Annotated in this window: 17 protein-coding genes, 1 pseudogene and 1 riboswitch; of the genes and pseudogenes, 6 read left to right on the top strand and 12 right to left on the bottom strand. The window is 39.7% G+C overall.

Annotation, left to right across the window (positions count from 1 at the left end; genetic code table 11):
- The first annotated feature begins 50 nt into the window (after window positions 1-50).
- Entirely contained in the window at window positions 51-776 is a 726-nt protein-coding gene (locus tag CSV76_RS06910) for a DMT family transporter (protein WP_483315644.1), read from the top strand.
- 308 nt (window positions 777-1084) lie between these two features.
- Here the strand turns inward: CSV76_RS06910 and CSV76_RS06905 are convergent, their stop codons facing one another.
- The 5 genes from CSV76_RS06905 to CSV76_RS06885 form a co-directional block, all read right to left on the bottom strand.
- Entirely contained in the window at window positions 1085-2491 is a 1407-nt protein-coding gene (locus tag CSV76_RS06905; RefSeq protein WP_099625080.1) for a hypothetical protein, read from the bottom strand.
- 288 nt (window positions 2492-2779) lie between these two features.
- Window positions 2780-3379: an Ig-like domain-containing domain gene (locus CSV76_RS06900; RefSeq protein ID WP_099625079.1), complete on the bottom strand. Its 600-nt coding sequence runs from the start codon at window positions 3377-3379 to the stop codon at window positions 2780-2782.
- Window positions 3380-3427: 48 nt separating this feature from the next.
- Window positions 3428-3619, bottom strand: a complete 192-nt coding sequence (locus CSV76_RS06895; RefSeq protein ID WP_099625078.1) for a hypothetical protein — start codon at window positions 3617-3619, stop codon at window positions 3428-3430.
- 604 nt (window positions 3620-4223) lie between these two features.
- On the bottom strand, window positions 4224-4574 hold the full coding sequence (locus CSV76_RS06890) for an antibiotic biosynthesis monooxygenase (protein ID WP_085428219.1): 351 nt from the start codon (window positions 4572-4574) through the stop codon (window positions 4224-4226).
- Between the two features lie 380 nt (window positions 4575-4954).
- Window positions 4955-5293 carry a magnesium chelatase subunit ChlI family protein gene (locus tag CSV76_RS06885; protein WP_099625077.1) on the bottom strand — a complete coding sequence of 113 codons (339 nt, stop codon included), beginning with the start codon at window positions 5291-5293 and terminating at the stop codon, window positions 4955-4957.
- Window positions 5294-5409: 116 nt separating this feature from the next.
- Window positions 5410-5596: riboswitch (cobalamin riboswitch) on the top strand.
- A gap of 165 nt (window positions 5597-5761) precedes the next feature.
- On the opposite strand from CSV76_RS06885, the gene CSV76_RS06880 reads away from it, so the two are divergent.
- Window positions 5762-6301: a hypothetical protein gene (locus tag CSV76_RS06880; RefSeq protein WP_085428217.1), complete on the top strand. Its 540-nt coding sequence runs from the start codon at window positions 5762-5764 to the stop codon at window positions 6299-6301.
- Window positions 6301-7257, top strand: a complete 957-nt coding sequence (locus tag CSV76_RS06875) for an ABC transporter substrate-binding protein (RefSeq protein ID WP_085428216.1) — start codon at window positions 6301-6303, stop codon at window positions 7255-7257. The genes CSV76_RS06880 and CSV76_RS06875 overlap by 1 nt, the downstream gene beginning before the upstream one ends.
- 260 nt (window positions 7258-7517) lie before the next feature.
- Here CSV76_RS06875 and CSV76_RS06870 read toward each other — a convergent pair whose 3' ends face one another.
- Window positions 7518-8525, bottom strand: coding sequence for an S-layer homology domain-containing protein (locus CSV76_RS06870; protein WP_099625076.1), 1008 nt, complete (start codon window positions 8523-8525; stop codon window positions 7518-7520).
- Window positions 8526-8737: 212 nt separating this feature from the next.
- On the opposite strand from CSV76_RS06870, the gene CSV76_RS17960 reads away from it, so the two are divergent.
- Both CSV76_RS17960 and CSV76_RS17955 read left to right on the top strand, forming a co-directional pair.
- Window positions 8738-8887, top strand: a complete 150-nt coding sequence (locus CSV76_RS17960) for a helix-turn-helix domain-containing protein (RefSeq protein ID WP_158232746.1) — start codon at window positions 8738-8740, stop codon at window positions 8885-8887.
- 509 nt (window positions 8888-9396) lie between these two features.
- Window positions 9397-9600, top strand: a complete 204-nt coding sequence (locus CSV76_RS17955; RefSeq protein WP_483315643.1) for a hypothetical protein — start codon at window positions 9397-9399, stop codon at window positions 9598-9600.
- An 825-nt stretch (window positions 9601-10425) separates the two neighbouring features.
- Here CSV76_RS17955 and CSV76_RS06855 read toward each other — a convergent pair.
- On the bottom strand, window positions 10426-10710 hold the full coding sequence (locus CSV76_RS06855; protein ID WP_099625074.1) for a hypothetical protein: 285 nt from the start codon (window positions 10708-10710) through the stop codon (window positions 10426-10428).
- Between the two features lie 189 nt (window positions 10711-10899).
- On the opposite strand from CSV76_RS06855, the gene CSV76_RS06850 reads away from it, so the two are divergent.
- On the top strand, window positions 10900-11991 hold the full coding sequence (locus CSV76_RS06850) for an integrase core domain-containing protein (RefSeq protein WP_099625073.1): 1092 nt from the start codon (window positions 10900-10902) through the stop codon (window positions 11989-11991).
- Window positions 11992-12064: 73 nt separating this feature from the next.
- Here CSV76_RS06850 and ltrA read toward each other — a convergent pair whose 3' ends face one another.
- From ltrA to CSV76_RS06820, 5 genes and pseudogenes are all read right to left on the bottom strand, one after another.
- Entirely contained in the window at window positions 12065-13915 is a 1851-nt protein-coding gene (gene ltrA, locus CSV76_RS06845; protein WP_483315645.1) for a group II intron reverse transcriptase/maturase, read from the bottom strand.
- A 759-nt stretch (window positions 13916-14674) separates the two neighbouring features.
- Window positions 14675-14932, bottom strand: a pseudogene (locus CSV76_RS06835) (JAB domain-containing protein); the annotation flags it as partial.
- Window positions 14933-15303: 371 nt separating this feature from the next.
- Complete coding sequence (locus tag CSV76_RS06830; RefSeq protein ID WP_099625070.1) at window positions 15304-19233, bottom strand: S-layer homology domain-containing protein; 3930 nt, start codon at window positions 19231-19233, stop codon at window positions 15304-15306.
- 576 nt (window positions 19234-19809) lie between these two features.
- The gene (locus CSV76_RS06825; RefSeq protein ID WP_099625069.1) at window positions 19810-20520 is read right to left on the bottom strand and encodes a WecB/TagA/CpsF family glycosyltransferase; all 711 of its coding nucleotides are present in this window, start codon (window positions 20518-20520) and stop codon (window positions 19810-19812) included.
- Window positions 20517-21809, bottom strand: coding sequence for a nucleotide sugar dehydrogenase (locus CSV76_RS06820; RefSeq protein ID WP_099625068.1), 1293 nt, complete (start codon window positions 21807-21809; stop codon window positions 20517-20519). Before CSV76_RS06820 ends, CSV76_RS06825 begins: the two co-directional genes overlap by 4 nt.
- Window positions 21810-22165: the final 356 nt, after the last annotated feature.

Here is a 22165-nt window from a genome sequence, read left to right as displayed (position 1 = left end):
TAACTCCTTCTTCCATAATACCGGCAGTAAAATATAACCCCCAGCTTCTATTGCCTTTCCCAAGTATGCGAAAGGACATTAAAGAACGCTTTTTCGGAAAACGTGAAAATCAACCACTCTTGCTTTTACGATCAGCACTTGGCATAATTGGCATCATCTTACTGTTTTACGCAATCGATCATCTGGTGATAGCAGATGCCGACATGCTCAACAAAATGAGCCCTTTCTTCACGATCATTTTCGCAGCATTCTTTTTAAAAGAATATGTAAAACCGTATCAAATCTATAGCATTGTAGTAGCTTTCCTCGGCACTCTGTTCATCATAAAGCCTTCATTCTCGCTTGATATTGTCCCATATGCAGCTGGGATCTTATCAGCAGTTTTTGCCGGAGCTGCTTATACGGCGCTACGAGCACTTGGCAATCGAGAACAGTTTTACACGGTGGTGTTTTACTTCTCAGGATTCACCACAGTAGTGCTCTTGCCATTTGTCATTTATGGATACGAACCGATAACTATGCAGCAGACATTGTTCTTACTTCTTGGTGGCGTCTTCGCAACGATTGGGCAATTTGGTATCACGCTCGCTTACAAATTTGCACCTGCAAAAGAAATATCTGTTTTTAACTATTTCACGGTAGTGTTTACAGCATTACTTGGTCTAGCGTTTCTCGGACAAGTACCTGATCGTTTTAGCGTCCTTGGTTATATCATCATTTTCGGTGCATCGCTCTTTATGTTTTTGAAAAACAAAGGGGAATCTAAAGATACGTAACAAAAAAAGGAATTCAAAATTATAGTGATTTTGAGTTCCTTTTAATCGACCGTATGAAATGGTAGCAGATTGACTACAAACAGTTGCCTGAAAGCACATTCGAAATAATTGCGAGACGTGTAGGTAATGCTTTTTATGCTGGAATATACTCGGAAGAATGCACTACCTTCCTTTCTAATTTCTCGATACGTTCTTTTTCAATAATTTCAATTAACAATTCAAATATGTTTTTTCTTTGATCGACTTCTCTATAGATTTATTTAAACATACAAAAACACTTACGTATCACTGCCGATCTATAGCAACTGTTATTTGTCGTCCACCTTTTGCTTAAAGGAAATGTACGTAGCAATGGATAAGGTTATTAGAGAAATGCTCACAATTATTTGAGTTAGGTGTATTATTTGTTCGAATATATTTAAACGGGGTTCGTACGATAAATTGAATCCCATCGTAGCAATACTTTCAAACAAACTGACTATCAATATTTTTACTGTGCTATATATGTGCGATAAATCGTAATTTGCTGCACCGTTTACAATGGGCTCACTATACAAATTGTAAGCACTTCTTACAATAGCTGCCAACAGCATAATTTCAATCAGACTTTTAACAGCCAACAACATACGGTCTTTCCCGTCTAAATCAGATGATTTCTTCTCTTTGGATAATATGTCTTTAAAGAAAGCAACGACTATTTCAATGGATCTTGATAACAATCGCGCGAATAACACCACTGTAATGCTTAGTAAAAAATTGCTTAGCGAGAATACTTCATTTTTTGTTTTCCATGAAAATATATCAAAAGTATAAAAAATGAAATAGGCACAGAGAATCAAAAGGAATTCCATATACAAAAACAGTGAGAGATTTAAATTCTTCTTATTGCGACGTATAATATACCCGCTCAGCTTCTGCGGTACATCCACGTGAGGATTTTTCCCCAACTTAGCGTACTTTAGATCAGATTTGAGCAATTCAACTGCGTAAGAAGAAAGAAGTACAAGAATTTCACTAAATAGCAATATAACTATAAAAAAGCGATAAGAATACAGTAGATCTAGTTTATATTCATATGTGATTAATAGAGTAAATAATGTTGTCATAAAAATAGGCGTAATCGCTATAAATAGATGAGGTCTATTTCTCTCTACAGAATCTGACGAAAATTCGGGATTTTTCAATGGAACAGTAAATAATAGATATATTGCTAAAAAAATAAATATTGAAAAGGACAAAGTATTCCGTTGAATTTGCTCTGCTATCATTGTAGCAATCACACTAATACGTAAAATGACTATCACTTTTGACTTAAAAATCAGATAGACTGAAGTTCGAGTAAAACCAACTTGCTCCACCGAAAGCAATAATTTCTTTTTTATGGTTGCCAATTTATCCAGCAAATCTTGACAACCATTTTCAGTTACCACAAATTTATTTACTAGCCATGAGAATAGAAAAGCGGCCGACAGCATTATACCTAAACCTAGCCCCCGGAGTAGTAGTGGTGAAAAAAGTTCATCCAAAAATTGTTGAAATTTTAACCCGTCTTTAGTGAACTCCTTTATCAGGCTACTATCCAAACTTTGAAAACTCATAACATAAATAGAAAAGTGAAAAAGGAGTAGCGAAAAAAATAAAAATACGAGAATCCATAGGGCGTCAGAATAATGTTTAAAACTTTTAAGAACTCGGTCACATGTCTTTTTGATCATAATTATAATCGCCTCCACTCTCTGTATGTAAAATACAGCCTTACTTATAATACTAAACTTGCTATAAAATTTGTATTTCAATTCGCTTTTACAAACTGAAGGTTCTAGAGTGCAACATTTATTAAGGAATACATTTTAATTCCTGATTGTTTATACACCGCAGAACAAATGGAAGTATGATCGTCATTATAGTTAAAACCATAAATATAACAGCGAGTCGGCGTGAGGTGAAGAAGTTACATAAATAAATTGTATCTGTTCGTAAGACAGTGTTTAGAAACATTTCTGTCATTCTACAGTAAATTCAATAGCGGCAGGCTCTTTCAACTGTGAACCTGTACCAGACGAAACACGCTTGTCCACAATCAGAGTATACGTTGCACCCGACTTGAAACTTTTCTCCGGAATAATTTCTAATACGGTACCACCTTCTTGCAAGGCATAATCGACTTTAACGGACTTGCCGGATTCTTTTTCTACAATATATGTATTACCGCTGTTGATTGTATTTTCATCTACAGACTTATTAAGTTTCACGCTCCACGTCTTAGTTTTCTTAACGTTTTCTCTCTTTTTAGATGTTTTGAATCCTTCCAATGAATTCAAACTATCATTTTCATTTACAACACCTTTTTCTGATAAAAAATTAAAATTAGTCATCTCATCGTTAGTAGAGTTATAGAACTTCACATTATATGGTGCGCCATATTCCGCAAAATACTTCGGCAACAACTCCACGTTGTTTTCTTCATTATACGTTTCATCATTGAAGAAAGCTTGTATACCATTCAACTCTTTTGTAATTTCTCCCCCCTGTTCAATCACTATTTTATAAGGGTTAGCATCTAGTAAATTAACACCTACTCCACGATATCGCAAATCCGGCATTTGCGAATGATATGTAGTACTGATATAAGAATCTTCTGCCACCACGTCTTATGAATTATGTTCTTGCAATTGCACGAATTCATTAAATGGTAGTCCAAATTCTATTTCCCTAGCTTTTTCCTCTTCTTTGTAATACTCTTCAATAATCTTATCCATTTTTGTTATTCTATTATTTTTTTCATCACGTAAATATACATCAGCAGTCTGAGAAAAATCTACATTAAGCAAGTCTACCGTCATAGCAAATTTCGTACTTTGGACTCCTATTTGAAATGGATTCACAAACCCTATAGCTGGATTTTCATAAACCTAAATATGATAGTCCTTCACTCTAGCCACTTCACTACTTCCTAAATACAACACAATATCTACAGTATTTTCACCATTTACATTTTGCGACTTATTAATGAATTACAACAATAACTTTCTTCTTGGGATAGTCTGAATGTATCATTGAAGCTTGCTGTATATCTATTTGTATGATACACATATACCATTTATAATTTGAGTATTCAGTAAAATAATCACCTGAGTCAACAGGTATCATACCCCTTCCTCTATCCGTTGCACCTAAGAATTTATATTGCTTAAGTTCATATTTTTCATTTTCATTTCTTAAAAATGAAGTTATTGATATGCAACTTTTTTATCTATTCTTCGTAACCTTCCTTCAATTGTTACTCGTTGCGTATATGCCGGCTTAATCGAATAAAAAAGCTCTCCAACAAATTTCTCAGTTGAAGAGCTCCTCGTTTTATTATTCTTTAGTTGTCTAAGTAGGGGCTAAATTGTTTAGGGACCTGGTAACTGTTTCGATACGTTCTAAACCAAGCTGCTCCAGTAGTTAATCCTTTTCAGCCGGCAAATGCTGAACGAGCGTCAAATATGTAGATAGTTCAGTTCCAAGAATCGGATTCTCTTCCGGCTGTCCGGAAGGATTTTGTTCTTGTATAGCACGAGCCTGTGCTTTATCAACTGCCCGCTTTTTACGCCATGCCTCAAAATATTTTTCATCTTCCCATGTAGTGCAAATGTGAAGTTCATCATGATCTTCAACATCTTCTTTCATCCATACTTCCATCCGAACGAATCCCTCAAACGTATGGACAGCTTTTGGTTTTTCAAAACGTGCCGCAACTTCTTGACCCTTTCCTTTTTCAATCCGAATTACATTAACTGCCGTCATCTGGCTCATATGAGCGCCTCCTTATCAATGAATCCTTATGTTAACGCACAATACATTGCGCATCGTAAGTGTCTATACTATAAGGATACTCTTTTACTTCACCTGTGTACATTCAAAGGTATATCAGCAAAGGCGCAGGGAAAAATAACATTGGGTCTCGCAAAATTCATTACTGTTTTAAATTTTGGAGACTGTTTACTTCTTTTCACTTTACCCTTCGTCTTCTATCCATCTCAAGCAAACAATAGCTAACGTAGCTAGAACGAGTTTTCTAAAAAGGTGGCGGCAAGTACCTCAGAATGGAATGCGAATCCATACATGAGATAATGTTCTGGCGGTTATTCCCAAGCATCACCACATGAAAATAGGTATTCGGGCGCCAATTTCGCTTACATTTGAATAGCACCTACACCCCCTATCGACTGCAAACTAGTAGGCAGCTTTTTCCACACAAGCGCTTCTTCCAGTGCTTCCATCGATATATCCCGCCTTCCTTGCAAGTCCGATATTGTGCAGGTGATCCGAATGAGTTTTACCTGCGTACGATTACTCCATTTCCGTTCGAAACAGACATCACCTATTATATTCAACTGCCCAGCAGTAAATCTCGCAGTCTGTTCCAGTTGTTGAAACGAAACCTTACCATTACGGAGATCATTGCATACCGCATACGTTGGAGTTCGCGTGTTTTCGCTATCAAACGATGGGTGTAATTCAACTACGTTCATGAAAATCTCCTCTATAATGAATGGCAACTACTTTCTATCTCTAGTATAGAAAACTCGATGGGTGAAAAATCAACCATCTTGGACTTCTGTATCACATTCGAGTCTTGCCTGTGCTATACTTTATTGATTGAATAAGTTAAGAGAATCAGAAGCCGGGGAATTCGGTTGAAAGCCGAAGCTGTTTCCGCAACTGTACATGCCGACGAAGTGAGAACATGCCACTATTTAGTTAACTTGATGGGAAGGCTCTCACGGATGGATGACGCATAAGCCAGGATACCCACCTGATTCATTCAGTATTTTGCTCTTCGGAAGATAAGGGAAGATACGGCATACTCTCTATTTGGCATGCAATTTGCTATAGATTTTTTTGCCGCCGCCCGATATCGATATCGTGGCGGTTTTTTCTGTTCGTACATAAGCAAAATGCAGAATTTGTTCAAAATCTATTGAAAGGAGTTGGAATGAATGAAGAAAGACAACCGGTTTCTTTGCTATCCATTTATGAGGGAATCCGTTTCGACGGTAGACTTTGAAATCCGTACAGACTCATTAACTACGCGAATTGGCGAAGCAATTGCTGTAAATCCTGTTCAGCGGGTGTGTGATGATTTACATTATCTGCAGCCCATGGCCTATCACTTGAATGGTTCTGTACGCGGTAAAACCGCTATCTTCTCGGAAGACGTGGAAAAACTGAGTGAGATGTATGACTTTTATACAGATGAGACGCAAAGTTTGATTGACCGCTTTGTGCTACCACAAGGTACCCATGCCGCTTGCGTGTTGCACGTTTGTCGAAGCGAAGCGAAAAAATCTGTACGCGCACTGCATAAAGTGTCACTTGAACGTGAAGTGCCTGATATTTTATTCGACTATACACACTTGCTTGCCAATGTGTTGTTTGTGATGGCCGTCTATACGAATAAAGTATGCGGTGTCGAAGAAATTCAATTCGTTAGTAAATCGTATCCCATCAGAAAGAAAAAGAAAGTAGTGGATAATTAATGAGTAAAAAAAACGTATGGGTCTGGACATCAGTCCTCTCCCTATTCCTCGTTCTGGCCGGCTGTTCGTCAAATGATACCAACACACCTGCAGACAAAGATCAAAAACCAGCCGTCGAATCAAATGAAGTTTCCAGTTACACAGTTACAGATGATGCCGACAATGAAGTCACCTTCGATAAGGTGCCTGAAACTGTGATTTCCCTGCAACCAAGCAATACAGAAATTTTATATGCCCTCGATGAAGGAGATAAACTGATCGGAGCGACCGACTACGATACCTACCCTTCTGAAGCACTGGGCGTGGAGCGGATATCTGATTCTGTAACCTTCAACGCAGAACGCATTGTCGAATTGAAACCTGATGTAGTGCTTGCATATACAATCGGCGAGGATGAAGCATTGAATACGTTGAGAGACTCAGATATCCCTGTGTTCGTCATCGAGTCCGCTTCTTCCTTCGACGACGTATACGGTGACATTATACAGATTGCGGAAGTAATGAACGTAAAAGACCAAGGGGAAAAACTGGTTGATTCTATTAAAAGCCGGATTAGTAAAGTACAGGAAAAGCTAACCCAAATAGAAACGCAACAGCAAATGTATTATGAGATTAGCCCGGCCCCGGACATCTACACAACAGGAAGCAATACGTTCCAACAAGAGATTTTCGATTTGGCGAAGGTGAACAACGTGTTTGCTGACCAAGAGGGATGGATTAAAGTTTCAGAAGAAGATATCCTGAAGAAAAACCCCGACGTGATCATCACTACAGTGTCCTATGAAGACGATGCCATTGCCAATATTAAAAAACGCGAAGGCTGGGACGTCCTGGATGCAGTGAAAGAAAATCGCGTATGGCAACTCGACAGCGATATTATGTCACGTCCGGGACCGCGCATTGGAGAAGCAGTTGAACTACTGGCGAAATCAGTGTACCCTGACGAGTTTAACTAGACACCTGACCTCTACACGCCTCGAAAGTACTGAAGAAGAGTCTTCCAATCGATTCCTCGATTCGGAAGACTCTTCTCTTTGATATTGCACTGTTTTTCCAACAGTGCTAAAAGCTTACCTCTTTAATAAATGTTGTGTGACGCATGAACACGTGTTTTTCAAAACCAGCAACAAGTTATTCAGAAATCCATACCCGCCGCAGATGACGATTTATAATTGTTTGTGTACCTGGTACCTTCTTTAAAGCCTGGCATCATCTTTTATTCAATCGAAGCTATAACAAAATCATCTTCTTCAACAGAAGAAGGTTTCTCAATAATCACGGTGATTTTCAAATCTTGCGCCTTATTTCCCGCTCCATCTATCGCACTGTACGTTATCGTATAAGTGCCACTAGTAGATGTATTAATATCATTAATAACTACCCCAGAATTATCGGTAATGACAGTTTGAAGCACGATTATTTTACCTGAATAGTCTACCGCTTGAACAGCCGGAAGTGTAAACTTCTCTCCATTTTTAAGACTCAATTGCTTCTCACCATCATATTTCCAAACTGGCGATTTGTCAGTTGGTTGCTGCGGCTTGTTGTCTTCAGTGGGGACGGAAACAGATGCTGTTTTAAATAAGAAGGATGCAAATTGACCCCGTGTAGTCGTATTCTTGGGATTAAACGCAACTGCAACCGGATTGGTAATATCGAAAAAGTCGAGTACATCAACAAATGGGCGAGCTTCCGCTTTGGCTGATTTTAAATCTTGTACATCCTTTTTAAATGTTTGCTTCGCAACAAATCCTACAAGATCTGTTTTGTGAATGGCATTATAAGCGCGAACAAGCACAATTGCCATATTCTCACGAGTAATTTCACCAGTCGGGTTAAGTGTACCATCAGCTTGACCGTTGAAAACTCCTTGATCCTTTACTAAGGCTGAGTATTTCAGTAATTCTTCATTTTGTATTGACTTATTATCAGTAAAACGCGGTTTTGTCTGATAGTCTGCTGGAATATCATATCCAAGAGATACTAGCCATTTCCCCATCATTTTTACAACGTCAGAACGTGACAATGTCTTGTTAGGTTTAAACGTTCCATCCGCATACCCCGAAATGACTCCTTGTTCAACAAGTTCTATTATTGCTTTTTCATGTGAACTATTTTCTGTATCAGAAAACCCTTTCGCGCTTGTAGTGATCGGCGCAGTCATCAGAACGATTATTGCCATAAGCACGATTAATACGTGATTTCGTTTAGATTGAATTGTCATGCAAACTTTCCTCCTATAAATTTCATATATAGCACTATACAATTATATCAATAATCAATAGAAAGTATACACAAATCCCCATATGAATAAGCTACTTTATATCTTGGCCAATTGTACAATCAAGTTAGCCACCTAAATTCAAATAAAAAATGCCACTATAAAATTCGTGTATCATTGAAGTTGCGAGACTAACAATGAGAGGAAGTTTTATAGTGGCACAACTTGAGAGTACCATACAAAACCGTAAAAATAAACACCTGTCGGCTTTTGAGCGCGGTCAAATCGGGGCACTTTACAAGTATGGAAATACCAACCGAGAGATTGGTGGACGCTTAGGACGCGTTAATCAAACGATTGCTTAATGAACTGAAGCGTGGAACCACGCCCCAGCTTAAGACGGGTCGCACGCCCTATACAACCTATTTCGCTGAAACAGAACAGGCGATATATGAACGAAATCGACTTCAGTGCGGTGCGAAAAGCAAACTACTTATCGCGAATGAATTTATCGATTTAGATGTATTGCGCGTTCGAAATATAGACTTGCCGATGAAACTGAGAAGGAACACCAAGGCTAAATGCATCCGAAGAAATCGCTGTGTTTTGGGCATGGGTATTGCTGAACGACCCGTTGAAATTGAAGACACCAAGAATTCGGTCATTACGAAATTGATACGGTAGAAGGACAGAAATCTTATGACACCGCATTATTGACGCTTGTTGAACGAGAATCTATTATGTGATTCTACTAGATGATTAAGATCATGATTCGGCCGGCTTTGCGATGAACCAGTTACGATAGGATTTCGGTGAGCGGTTTCCTCAAGTATTCAAAACGATTACGTCGGATAATGGCAACGAGTTTTCCAATATGACAAAGAGGCTACAAGATATCACGGATGTCTATTTCGCTCGTCCTTATGCTCCGTATGAAAGAGGATCCAATGAGCGACACACCGGTCTTCTCAGACGATATATTCAAAGGAAAAGCGTATCTAATTACTCTACAGAGTCTATTCAACGTATTTATCAGGCACTGAATCAGTTGCCCAGGAAGATTTTGAACTATCGATAGCCATCCATTTTGTTTGAAGAAGAGTTGGCTAAGTTAGCATAGTATTTCCAAAACTAACCCGTTAATTGAGGGATTACATTCCCCCTCATACATACACTGGATTTTATCAAAGTAGCTAATTTAATATTGCAATTCAAGGTTTTATTTTGCAATAAAAATAGTCCCTCTATTGATTTCTCAGTCAAGAAACTATCTCATCTAACTGTCTGAATAATGGTGGAGTTGTGTCGCAAACAGTAGCGATTCTTTAGACTATTGTCGAGACGAATTCCGACGTCACCTAATTTGTGATTCAGTACTAGAATGACATAATCGGGAAACAATTTAAGAAATATACCGCTCAATACTCAATATCTCTTCAACTTTCATTAAACAATAATCAACATAAGCTTCTATAGTTTTCTCAAACGGTGGTGGCAAATAGCGTGGAAGTTGTTCTATGTCTATGTAAGGTTCAGTCATTTTATCAGAGGAGTAGTAATATGGGAACGTACTAAAAGAATAATTAGACAAATGCTTTCCCATGGGTATTTTTGTTTCGATCGGGTTCCGATGTATATACCGGCTAACCGCCAGCATAGCTTGCGGAGTATCCACGAAATAACCCTGCCTCCGTAGATGGAAGCAGGGTTATTCATAATTAGTATTTTGATGTTTGTATAACTATATGTAGAAAAATTCCTATCCGTTTTTCAAAACCTCTTCAAAAACCATGCTAAGTATAGTGAAATATGAGCTTCTTAAAAGCAATATCGCAACAAGGATTTAGCCAATACAACAGAGGCTCTTCAGCCTTCGAACATTCATTCAATCCTTTTTCAAATACTAATATTCCAATTTCTCCGCAATCTTCTCAAACTTCTCTATTCGCAACTTGTGTTTGATGGTTTTATCATAATCGTCATATAACAGTGTTCCCTTTTCGTCTGTCTCCAACAGTCTGACTTCCATTCGATAAATATCGATGGCGACAATCTTGTAGAAATGATTTTCAATTATATATAAGCAATCCGATGGTATGACCAGAAATTGACCTATATAATCATGTACTTCATTTATGGTCTCAAACCCTTTCTCTTTCAGAACTGAATATACGGCTTCATAATACACTAGATCACCTTTTCTTTTCTTCAATCTACTAGAATAAGGTGGCTGATGAGCTAAAACCAACAGATTTAAAAGCTATGTTTTGTCGAATGACTGTAATATATAGAGGCAAGGCTTCTCTTCCAAATATTCCGTAGATTATGATAATAGGCTACAATGGTATACAAAAGCAACAAGCAAGGAGGAATCGTCATGAACATTAATAAACTACGTAACTACTGCATGGAATGGCTACTCTATCTGGGTCGCTTCCTACGGCTCTACTCCCAATCGACACAGTCCGTCAGAATGGAAAATATTGCTCTTAGGAGTCAACTTGCATTATATGTACAACGATACGAGAAAGAGAAGCTTCCTAAGCCTACGCCAACACCGGCATTTCGACATCTATGGGTGTTTCTTTCGAAGTATTTAGGACACTGGAAAGAGGTATTGACGATAGTCCAGCCCGATACCGTTATCCGATGGCATCGGACAGCTTTTAAGTTCCATTGGCGACGGATTTCTAAGAAAATAGGCCGGCCAAACATATCGCCAGCTACCATCCAATTGATAAAACGCATACATAAGGAAAACCCCTTGTTGTCACCGGAGAAAGTTCATGAAAGGTTGCTAGCTTTAGGGATTGAAAAGTCGCCTGCACCCAATAAAATCGCCAAATACCTGCCTACTACCAGGAAGCCTCCTTCGCAAAAACAGGTACAGTCTTGGAAGATGTTCCTGAGTAATCATCACCACGATCTGTGGGCGACCGATTTCTTTACCATTCCTACATTAAAGTTCCGAGTGTTGTACGGCTTAGTCGTCATCCACCATCAGAGCCGGGAAATCGTTTACTTCGCTGTCACTACAAACCCGACTGCTGAATGGACCATCCAGCAATTCCGCAACGCAACACCTTATGGTAAAGTACCCAAGTATTTATTGCATGACAACGATCCAATTTTCTGTTCTAAAGCATTTCAAGCGTTTTTACGATCATCGGAAATCGCTTCGAAGAAGACGGCTTATCGCTCGCCATGGCAAAATCCTTACGCAGAAAGAGTCATTGGAACAGTGAAGAGAGAACTGTTGGACCACATCATCCCACTGAATGAGCGGCATTTATATTCGCTGTTACGAGAATACATCAGCTATTATAACAATGATCGGACACATCAAGGCATCGACGGCAAGACGCCAATTACTTCACCAACGTATCTCCAGACTTCAGCGGAAGAGACAAAACTTGAAGCGATGCCTGTACTGAATGGTCTCTATCATACATATAAGAAAGCAGCTTAGCCCACTATCAACTCGCTCAAATTTTTCTAACCTTTCAAGAAAGGATTCTTTGGAATGCCTTTCTTTTTTATGTTCACTTTTTACATATTGTATTAATGAAATGAAGCTTAATTTTCAGATTCTCTCCAAGGAAATATGAAAGCCATCTCGAGAAATCTTGGTGAATTCTGTCCGGATGGACTTTTTGAAGGCGACAGGAATATCTATCGTCTTTCGTCAGACTCCATAATTGTTTATGGTGACAATCCATTTCCGCCAGAATTAACTCTTCCCCTAATACAGCACATTTTCCTTTTTGAGCAACGAACAGCGATATTCGATTATCATTAAACTCTATCGTTGCCCGTTCGTTAATGACAGGATGCTTCCTAATCCATTGAACTTGCCAGTTTGGAACCGACTTTTGTTCTTTATGCATTAGTTCACGTCCCTCAACGGTGAATTTATTAACACCATTTTTGGGCATTAACGCTGTTTTCGTTTTAATAAACCCTATAGGAATAAGAGGATATCCATTTATATATCTTGTCATTTCCGATTTTAAGTAAGGCTTCAAACCTTGGTCTTTAATTATATAGTTGGTTGTTTTCCTTAATGAGAACTGTCTTAATCGATGGCGTTCTACTAGTGTTAGTTGGTATTGTATTGGCATCAAACTTGCATTTACTTGCGTTGCGATTTGATAATAATTATGAATGCCAATGACCATACTATTGTAGATTTGAACATTTTTGATTAATGCCGTTCCGTTAGGTGCTTTTTGCATAAGTTTGATATGGTCTTTGAGTTGTTTCTTAATCCTCATTCGTGCTTTTTCTGCTATATGTGATTGACAGACATAATTCTTACGACCCAAACGGTCATATCCTTTTCGTTCCATTTTCAGTTCAAAGCCAAGAAATTCGCTACTCTTCTTTTTAAGATTCGTAATTTGAGATTTCTCTTCTGATATCGGAAGGTTTAACCGCTCTTCTAGCCACATTTTACTTGCCGTAAATATTTTCTCAGCATTTGAATGTGTTGTCGTAAAGATTTTAAAGTCGTCAGCGTAGCGAACAATATACATTTCTTTTAGTTTGGATGTTTCCCTTAGCTGTCTGTATCTATATTGATGGCTATACAGTCCCGTTTTCTTAATAAGGTAGTCGTTGATATTACGACATTTCTTACTCTCCCATTGATTAGCTATCCACCAATCGAATTCATTTAAATTGATATTCGCTAACAAAGGAGAAAGTATTCCTCCTTGTGGTGTCCCTTTTGTTGGATATACAGTTTTTCCATTAGGCAAAACAATTGGTGCTTTGAGCATTTTCCGAAGTATAACAAGTAATTGTTTATCCCGGATGCCCATCGTCCATATTTGTTGCATAAGTTTTGAATGTTTCACTTCATCAAAGAAGCCTTTGATATCCACATCCACTACGTATTGCATTTTGCTCCTGCTTATCCGTACAGCACATGCAGAAATTGCATTTTCCGCTGACTTAGTGGGTCGAAAACCGAAACTGTATTTATAGAATTTAGCCTCGCATATCGGTTCCAAAACTTGTAGAATGCATTGTTGCGCTACTCGATCCCACATAGAGGGAATTCCTAACGGTCTAGTTTTTCCATTAGGTTTTGGTATTTCCACACGTCTTACTTTCCGAGGATTGTATTGAGCGAATCTTTTCCTCACAATTTCAATGAATTCATTTGTACTCAACTTTTCAATGTCATTGATTGTGACTTTATCCACGCCAGCCGTTGCACTCCCGTTATTCCGCTTGATATTTCGATAAGCGAGAAGGATATTATCGTCTGAGGTGATAATAGGCATTAGATTCGTCAACTTTTGATTTTCTTTACTTTTTACAAAAAGCGTATCAAAGGTTTCTGTCATGCCGTAGTATTCTGCATGACGTAGCCTTGTATTTTTCATTCTAGGGATTTTCTTATAATTTTCTTTCAAGGTCTATCACGCTCCATTTCTGGCTCGTGACCTTTTTAGTCATACGAGAATCCTTGAGGTGATTGAGTTGAAATAAATTTGACTAAACGACTTGAGGCTGTTGCTCCATTTCCATTATAGAAACTTCAAAGCTCATGCCTCTACTCTCACTATCACAAAAGAAAGTTATAGACGAATCCTTTCCTTCCTACCACTTCATCGAGTGTATACTCTCCATGTTAATAGCTTTCCACGTTCCCTTAACTCTATCCATGTCTTAACTTAGGTGCTAGCTCTTGCCTGGCGTCCTCTCCACCGCCTGTAACGGTGCATGAAGCTTTCGAAACCACCATAGGTACTCGCCCACGGAACGCACTTGATTCTTTCATCAAGCTCACTCATTTCTAAGTGCTCGCCACTTACAGACATTTCATTCGCTAGTTCGTCAGTGTTTTACCACATTCTCACCATATCAAGTTTTTTAAGACTCCCGACCTATCGGTTGCACCAACCACCTCTGGTTAGCTTTCGGTTACCAAATGGCACTACGACAACTTTCAGCCGACTTTACCGAGCTTCACACCCTATTCTTATATACATTCGAATAGCGCATGTCGGAGTATCAGAGTAGGCATTTCAAGGCGTTACCCCATCATTCTACCTATCGAGTTAAGAGTTCACGACTCTCTTACAGTCTTTTGGACTTTCAGACAGCGTGCGTAACCTTTTCAGTTACGAACATGTCACACGGTGGTTGTGCGCAACAATGAGCGAGGCAGCATTGGACAGAATCGCAGTTTTCATCATTTCCCGTGGATGGACAATGCTCGCATTCAAACTACCAATGTGACAGACGTTGATCGCTGTCGGCTGATTCTTCACGTCCAAACACATGACGACAAAGTATTCCCGATCCAATTCCCCAAGGAATTGCTTGAACAGTTGGTAGCCATCTTCGGGACTTTTAATAGAACGGTTCTTGTATAATAGGCTGGATTCTTTGACCATTCGCAAGGACACAATATCTACTCGCTTGGCTGGATGGGACTTGGATGAGGGTGATTGCGTGGATGCTGTTTCTGATGCTTGTTGACTGTTCGTGTAGGGATTGGTTTCTTTCATAATTTCTCCTCCTAAAGTAGAAAGCGTCCTTAACCAGTTGAATGGCTAAGGACGCTTCGTGTATTCAGGAATATAATATCTATTTGAAAAGGTAGTTGGAACGGTAGGAACAGAAAAAGACCCTGTGGGGATTGCTCTCCACAGAGTCATAATTCTTCAGCTACTAGACTATTTTATTATCAGAATAGTGTCTGAATTGTGTGATGCACAGGTACCTCGAACTAGAACCTGGCACCCGAACCCGAACTTATAACTTATTATTGAACTGTAACTGTAACTACTGTTGGACCAAAGTCAGTTGCTTGAGTTAATTCTAACGTTCCAGCATTATCGTTAGCAGTAAATGCAGGTGCAACAACTGGATCAGCATTCAATGCATTAGCAATACGTGTTGCAGCTAATGTAGGAGTATTGTCAGTTGCAAGGAATGTTACAGGAACTGTTCTGTTAATACCAGTTTTAGTGTCTGTAACTGTAACATTTTTAGTTAATGTAGCTCCAGTTAAGTTACCTGATGTAACAACAGTATTGAATTGAGCTGCTGTTCCAGCCGAACCAGCAACTGTTTCTGCTGTAGCTGTAGTAACTGTTACGCCTGCAGTACCTGCATTAGTTACTGTTAATGATGGAGTAGCATTAGATTCGCTTCCAGCATTTTGAGTTGTAATTACTGCTCCGTTATTAGTTGAAGCTGTATAATCAGCTGCGAAAGTTGAATTATTATTTAATGCCGTTGCAATTTTAGTAGCTACTGTTGAAGCATCATCTCCCGCAACAATATTTGTTACAGGAACTGCTTGAGATAGAGTTCCATCTGCAAATGTTACTTCAAATGCCCCTGAGTTACCTGTCGCAGCTGTGAATAATGTTGAAGATTTTTCTGCTACAGGTGAAACTCCAGCAGCTGCTTGCGTTGATGCATTAGCGCCCACACCGAAACTAACAGTTGTATCTGCATCAACAAGAGTTGATGGAGACGCTAAAGCATTATCCGCTAAATCTGTAATTGCTGGTGTAGCTCCTACAGTGTAAGTTATAGCTCCGATATCAGCAGTAGCAATAGTACTAGTAGTCGTTAATGTTAATTGATTTCCAGAAATCACACCGCTAGTACCAGCATCAGTCACTGAACCATCATCATTATGGTCTACTGAGAATTGAGCTCCAATTTGAGCAGCAGTACCAGATGATTTAATGTTTTCGCTGAAAGTAATTACAACAGTATTATTACCTGTTGCTACAGCAGAAGTCATTGTCGGTGGCGTTGTATCAGCAGTTGCTCCAGTATTTCCAGATACTTGTGTACCGTTACTGCTGTTATCTACGTTAATCAAACGAACACCTGTATAAGATACAGAGTTAATGCTGATACGGTCACCTACAGATAACGCACTTTCAAAGTTAGCAATAGTACCTTGCGTCAATGCTGCAAAGTTAGCTGAAGTACCAACATAGAATGTATCGTTACTGTTGTCGTAAGCATAGTGGCGATAAACAGGTGCACTTGCAGTACCTTGTCCGTCAACCTTTACTATTACATAGCCATGATTTCCACCTTGACCAGCAACATCAGCTGTGCTATATCCTACAACTTCACCAGTCAACTCGCCTGTTTGTTGCGCCTGAGAGTTAACAAATTCAACAGTCTTTGTTGCGCCAGCCAGATTCAAGTTGTTGTTAGCTGTGCTACCTTGTGGTGTGTTAACACGGCCATCAATTGACAGCTTTCCAATTTGATTAGTATCTACAGCATTTACACCTAGAGAAACAGCATTTGTTGTACCATTTGCAATACCAGTAACAGTATAGCTGTTACCTGCTGCGATTGTGACATTATTTACTGCAGTACCTGTAGCTACAGTAAAGTTGTTGGCAACTAGATTAACTGTGATCGGTGTAGTACCTGTGTTTGTCAACGTATATTGAACGTCTGTGATTCTTGTAGCAGATGAAGCTGCATTACTTTGATTTCTCAACTGTAGACGCAATTCAGGTGCTACTGCGTTATTAGAAACATATGCACCACGAGTCGTAAGTCCAGCAGTTACGTCTGCAAGGTTTACTTGTGTAACTACTTCGTCACGGAATGTGATAGCAGGACCGTTCAATTGTGGTTCCTGATCTTGACGAACACCATCGCTTGAACCTTGTTCTACTTGATCAATCCATACTGAAGGTGTTGCAGTTGTGTTAGCTACTGCAGAAATCACATTGAAAGTAGCTTTCCCGTTTTCGTCTAAAGTAATACGAACTTTATCCGCTACTGCTACAGTTCCTTGTGTTCCAGTAACAGCGCCACGTGCCGCAACTACTGAAGCGCTAGTTTGAATACGCGCAGCTGTATCTGTTGAGATACTTGAATCTAATAGCTCATCCAAACCTACGTGGATTGTTCCGCCAGCCCAAGCCTTACCATCTTTTTTCAATACTTCTACTTCATATTCAAATGCAGAACCTACAGCTGCTTCAGTTGAAGATGCTGGCTTCGTGAATTTGAAAGTATAACCTTGTTGAGCGCCAACAAACTTAGTTGTAGGAGCAACAACTTGAAGTTCACGTGCATCTAGACGACTATTCCCGTTACCAAAGATAACAGTGTTATCAAAGTTTGCTGGAGCAACCTGATCTAAGAATACGATTGGAGTTGCCTCAGTGTTAGAACCAGTTACTGTGAATGTAGCTTCACCTTTATTGTTAGTTCTGATTGTAGCAACACGCTGGTTGTTTTCAGACTGGTAAGGAGTGATTGCTGTACCAGCACCAGTGCTGATTGTTGCATTTGTATCATTTTTTGTATCTTTATCAATGTTTTCTTTGAATGTAGCATGCAAAGTAACATTTTGAAGTGGTTCGCCTGTAGCCGGATTAACCAATTTCGCTGTGTATTCGCGAGACTGTTGGTTATTTGTTGTATTACTTTCGATGTCAGCTGCAGTCACAGATAGGACTTGTTCAACACCCCAGTAAATAGTAGCTACGTCACGAGTTGCTGGTGAGCCTGTAGGGTATACAGATACAGTATCAACGCCTGCTGCATAACGAGTATAAGAATATGTCGCAATACCTTCAGCATTTGTCATAACTTCAACGATTTCATCCTGGTTAAGGCTACCAGCAGGAGCATCAATATTGAATGTTACAGGAATGTTTGCTTCCTTTACGCCAACGTCAGCAGTTAGGATATGTTGAGTACCTACTTTAACAGCATTAGAATTTGAAGTAAATTTCACAGAAGTCGGAACAACTGCAGATACACCACTGAATGAACCAATTGCTTTGTCATCCAATTTTACTGTGTACTTTTCTCCACCTTTTTGAACAGCAGTAGTCAATACAACAGTCTTATTGTCAGATTGTTTAACTGCAGCGTTAGAAACAGTCAATCCGTCAATTGTGAAGTTTAGTGAGTTAACATTCTCTACCTTGTCTTTGAACGTTACTTCAACAGTAGTAGCGTTAACCGCCTTAACCGATGCAACTCCAGGAGCTACAGCTTCTCCACCGATTTGATCGAAGTCTACTTTAGTAGTCTTGTAAAGGAATGAAGCGAACTGTCCACGAGTTGTTGTGTTTTTAGGGTTGAACTCTGGTGCAGCTGGGTTTGTGATGTCGAAGAAGTCAAGAACGTCGATAGCCGGACGAGCTTCAGCTTTCGCTTTGCCTAGGTCAGTAACGTCTTTTTTGAATTCTTGTCCTTTTACGTATGAAACTAGATCAACGTCATATACGCGGTCGAATGCACGTACAAGAACGATTGCCATGTTTTCACGAGTGATATCGCCAGCAGCGTCAAGTGAACCATCTGGTTTACCTACGAATACGCCGTTGTCATATACTAGTGCTGACATTTTTAGAAGCTCATCGTTAGATGTAGTCTTCAAGTCAGAGAAACGTGGTTTAGTTTTGTAGTCAGTAGGAACTTTGTATCCTTCTGCTACTAACCATTTACCCATTAACTTTACAACGTCAGAACGTGTAAGTGTTTTGTTTGGTTGGAATGTACCATCTGGGTATCCTGAGATAACACCTGCATCAGAAAGAGCGTCGATCGCTGCTTTGTGTGAGTTGTTGTCTTTAACATCTGTGAATTCTGCCGCGAATGCTACTGGTGCTACTGCTGATGCTACTAGTGCAGCTGAAGCAGCCCCTACTACAAACTTGCGGTATTTCGTTGGTTGGTTAGCCATTAAATAATTTCCTCCTCGTAATATCTCTTGTTTTTGCCAGTTACTACCTATGTATGAAAGTAGTAGGCATTACACATTAAAGTATAGATAAGAATGTGCTAAAAGTCAATTGAATCTTAAAATATATGCTAGTCTAATAGCACATGGCGACATTATATTTTTGTCCCCTCTACTATTGTATCGAAAGTTTGATAAAATACAAGTTATTTCCATAGCATTTCAAAAATAGTGTATCCTGGGCACACAAGATAATTTTACCAAACAAAAAGGCTTGAACAGATGGGAACTGTTCAAGCCTTTTTGTTTGCGGTCAACCAACCGTAACGCTTTGCACGTATTGTGCTATATGCTAAAGAGAAAATTATCCTTACAACTTCGTATTCTATCATTAAGTTAACTAGATTACAAGATAGTAACACATTAGTATAAAACTTCTTTATTTACTTTTGTTGGTTGTTTATGTAGATATAAGTAGATTTTTCTTAGGTATAGTAGAGAAGTAGAATGTAGGAGTTAGGTAGTGGTTTGGAATTGAAGGTTAAGTTGGGGTACGCTAACCCCCAACCCACTTCATAATTACTTCTTTCGATAAACTTCTACTAGAAATTTTGGTAGATTCATCTGTCTTTTGATTCTGCTAGGTTCTAATAATAGTCTATACAACCATTCCGCCCCAGCTTTTTGAAACGCAGCTGGTGCTCTTTTGATGTTGCCTGCCAATACGTCAAACGATCCGCCTACTCCTTGGAATAGGATTGGATGCAGCTGGTTACGATGTTCTTCGATCCACTGCTCTTGTTTAGGTGAACCCATCGCGACGAATAGGATATCCGGTTGCGCTTGGTTGATCGTGTCGAGTACAACTTGTACATTCTTTTCATATCCGTGTTGAACACCAGCGATTTTGATGTTTGGATGCATTACTTGTAATCTAGCGGCAGCTTCTTCCGCCACTCCAGGTTTTGCACCGTAGAGGAAAATGCGCTTTCCTCTGACGGCGGCTTCCTGTACGACGCGGTCCATCATGTCGATTCCTGTAACACGTGAACGAATCTGACCTTTTTTTAACTTAGAAGCAAGTATTACACCAATACCATCAGGAATTTGGAATTCCGCTCGGTTAAGCAATGCTTTAAGCTCAGGGTCTTCTTTTGCTTTCATCAACTTTTCCGGATTGATCGCGACAATAAGTGATTTCTTTCCTTCATCGATATTCTCGAAGACTTTTGGAATCAGTTCGTCGTAATTTTCCGTATTGACCGAGACGCCTAGTATTTCTTCTTTCATTTGTATAGCTGCCCCTCTTTTTTGCCATCTCCAAGTTTGAAGAAGCGATATTCTGCTTTTTCCCATTTATCTGCATCGAGTGCATTTTTCGTATCCAACATAATCGGTCTTGGTTGTTTCGTCTGCAAGATTGCTGGATCAAGTTGCTTGAATTGGTCATGGTCTGTAGTTAATAGAAGGAGATCAGCCGAACCGATCGCTTCTTCAAGTGTCGCAACTTGCGTCGAATGCTGTAATTCTTTGATGTGCGGATCGAATGATACGACATCTAAGCCTAGTTCTTGCAGTGAATCAATCACTTTCGTTGACGGACTTTCGCGCATGTCGTCGACGTTGCCTTTGAACGCTAAACCAAGAACCGCCACTTTACCGTTTTCGACATTGTATTCTTTTAGCAAACGCTGCGCGCGCTGTGCTGTGTACATCGGCATGCCGTCGTTTGTATTACGTGCTTTTTTGATAATATCCGCTTTTTCCGGTGCCAGTTCGACTAAGAACCATGGATCGACTGCGATACAGTGACCGCCAACTCCTGGACCTGGTGTATGGATATTGACACGTGGGTGGAAGTTCGCGAACTTGATCGCTTCCCAAATATCTACGTCGATACCTTCTGCGATTTTAGCAAGTTCATTCGCAAATGCGATGTTGACGTCGCGATATGTGTTTTCCATTACTTTTACAAGTTCAGCTGTCGTTGCGTCTGTCAGGTGGATGGTCCCTTTGACGAAAGCTTCATAAAGATCCTTTGTCATTTCCGCTGATTTCGCATTGATCCCACCGACGATGCGGTCGTTGTTTACTAGTTCTTCGAAAATCTTGCCTGGTATTACGCGCTCAGGTGAATGGGAGACGAATAGTTCTTCTCCGATGATTAGATCTGTTTTACGTAATTCAGGAAGCATAATGTTTTCGACAGTCTTTGGTGGGACTGTTGATTCCAAAATAACTAACGCGCCTTTTTTGACGAAAGGCACAATCGATGCAGTTGCCGCACGGATGAATTCCAAGTTCGCCGTGTTATCCGGATTGATTGGCGACGGTACCGCGATGATGTAGACGTCTGCTTCTATTGGTGTAGTCGATGCTTTGAAGTGCCCTGCGTCTACGGCTTGTTCAAGACGTTCTTGCAGGCCGTTTTCTTCTATATGTAGTTGTTTGTTGTTGATTAGGTTGACGACGCGTTCGTTACGGTCGACGCCGTGTACTTGCAAGCCGCTGTTTGCGAACATAACGGCAGTTGGAAGGCCGATGTAGCCTAGGCCTACTACGCATAATTTCTTTTCCATAGTGTATGATACCTTCGCTTTCTTAATTTAGGTTGTGGTTAGATACTTTGGATAAGGGTTGAGACCTGCACTACAGGCGGACGCTTTCCTGCGGGCATGGCTTGAGTCTCCTCGCTTCGCTGCGGGGTCTCAAGGCTCATGCTTATCCCGCGGGAGTCGCCGCCTTTCGTTTCGGTCTTACCTGTAGTGTGGTAACAAGTAAGTAACCACATTCTCTTTGTGTTGGATGTTCAAGTTCAAGAACACGCGACTCAACACATTTCAATTCAAAGAGAAAGGATGAATCTCTTCATCCTTTGCCTTAATAGATACATTTAGTAATAATGAGTACTTTTAGCTTTGGCACTTCCGCTCAA

Origin of the sequence: Sporosarcina sp. P17b, assembly GCF_002743115.1 — a bacterium.
GTDB lineage: Bacteria > Bacillota > Bacilli > Bacillales_A > Planococcaceae > Sporosarcina > Sporosarcina ureae_C.
This window is presented reverse-complemented; position numbering and strand designations above follow the sequence as displayed.

Coding starts and splice junctions, on each gene's coding strand:
- CSV76_RS06830 (WP_099625070.1), bottom strand. CDS start 19,233: ATGGCTAACCAACCAACGAAATACCGCAAGTTTGTAGTAGGGGCTGCT.
- CSV76_RS06875 (WP_085428216.1), top strand. CDS start 6,301: ATGAGTAAAAAAAACGTATGGGTCTGGACATCAGTCCTCTCCCTATTC.
- CSV76_RS06900 (WP_099625079.1), bottom strand. CDS start 3,379: ATGCCGGATTTGCGATATCGTGGAGTAGGTGTTAATTTACTAGATGCT.
- CSV76_RS06890 (WP_085428219.1), bottom strand. CDS start 4,574: ATGAGCCAGATGACGGCAGTTAATGTAATTCGGATTGAAAAAGGAAAG.
- CSV76_RS17955 (WP_483315643.1), top strand. CDS start 9,397: ATGACAAAGAGGCTACAAGATATCACGGATGTCTATTTCGCTCGTCCT.
- CSV76_RS06895 (WP_099625078.1), bottom strand. CDS start 3,619: ATGACGGTAGACTTGCTTAATGTAGATTTTTCTCAGACTGCTGATGTA.
- CSV76_RS06825 (WP_099625069.1), bottom strand. CDS start 20,520: ATGAAAGAAGAAATACTAGGCGTCTCGGTCAATACGGAAAATTACGAC.
- CSV76_RS06820 (WP_099625068.1), bottom strand. CDS start 21,809: ATGGAAAAGAAATTATGCGTAGTAGGCCTAGGCTACATCGGCCTTCCA.
- CSV76_RS06905 (WP_099625080.1), bottom strand. CDS start 2,491: ATGATCAAAAAGACATGTGACCGAGTTCTTAAAAGTTTTAAACATTAT.
- CSV76_RS06885 (WP_099625077.1), bottom strand. CDS start 5,293: ATGAACGTAGTTGAATTACACCCATCGTTTGATAGCGAAAACACGCGA.
- CSV76_RS06880 (WP_085428217.1), top strand. CDS start 5,762: ATGAAGAAAGACAACCGGTTTCTTTGCTATCCATTTATGAGGGAATCC.
- CSV76_RS06870 (WP_099625076.1), bottom strand. CDS start 8,525: ATGACAATTCAATCTAAACGAAATCACGTATTAATCGTGCTTATGGCA.
- ltrA (WP_483315645.1), bottom strand. CDS start 13,915: ATGAAAAATACAAGGCTACGTCATGCAGAATACTACGGCATGACAGAA.
- CSV76_RS06850 (WP_099625073.1), top strand. CDS start 10,900: ATGAACATTAATAAACTACGTAACTACTGCATGGAATGGCTACTCTAT.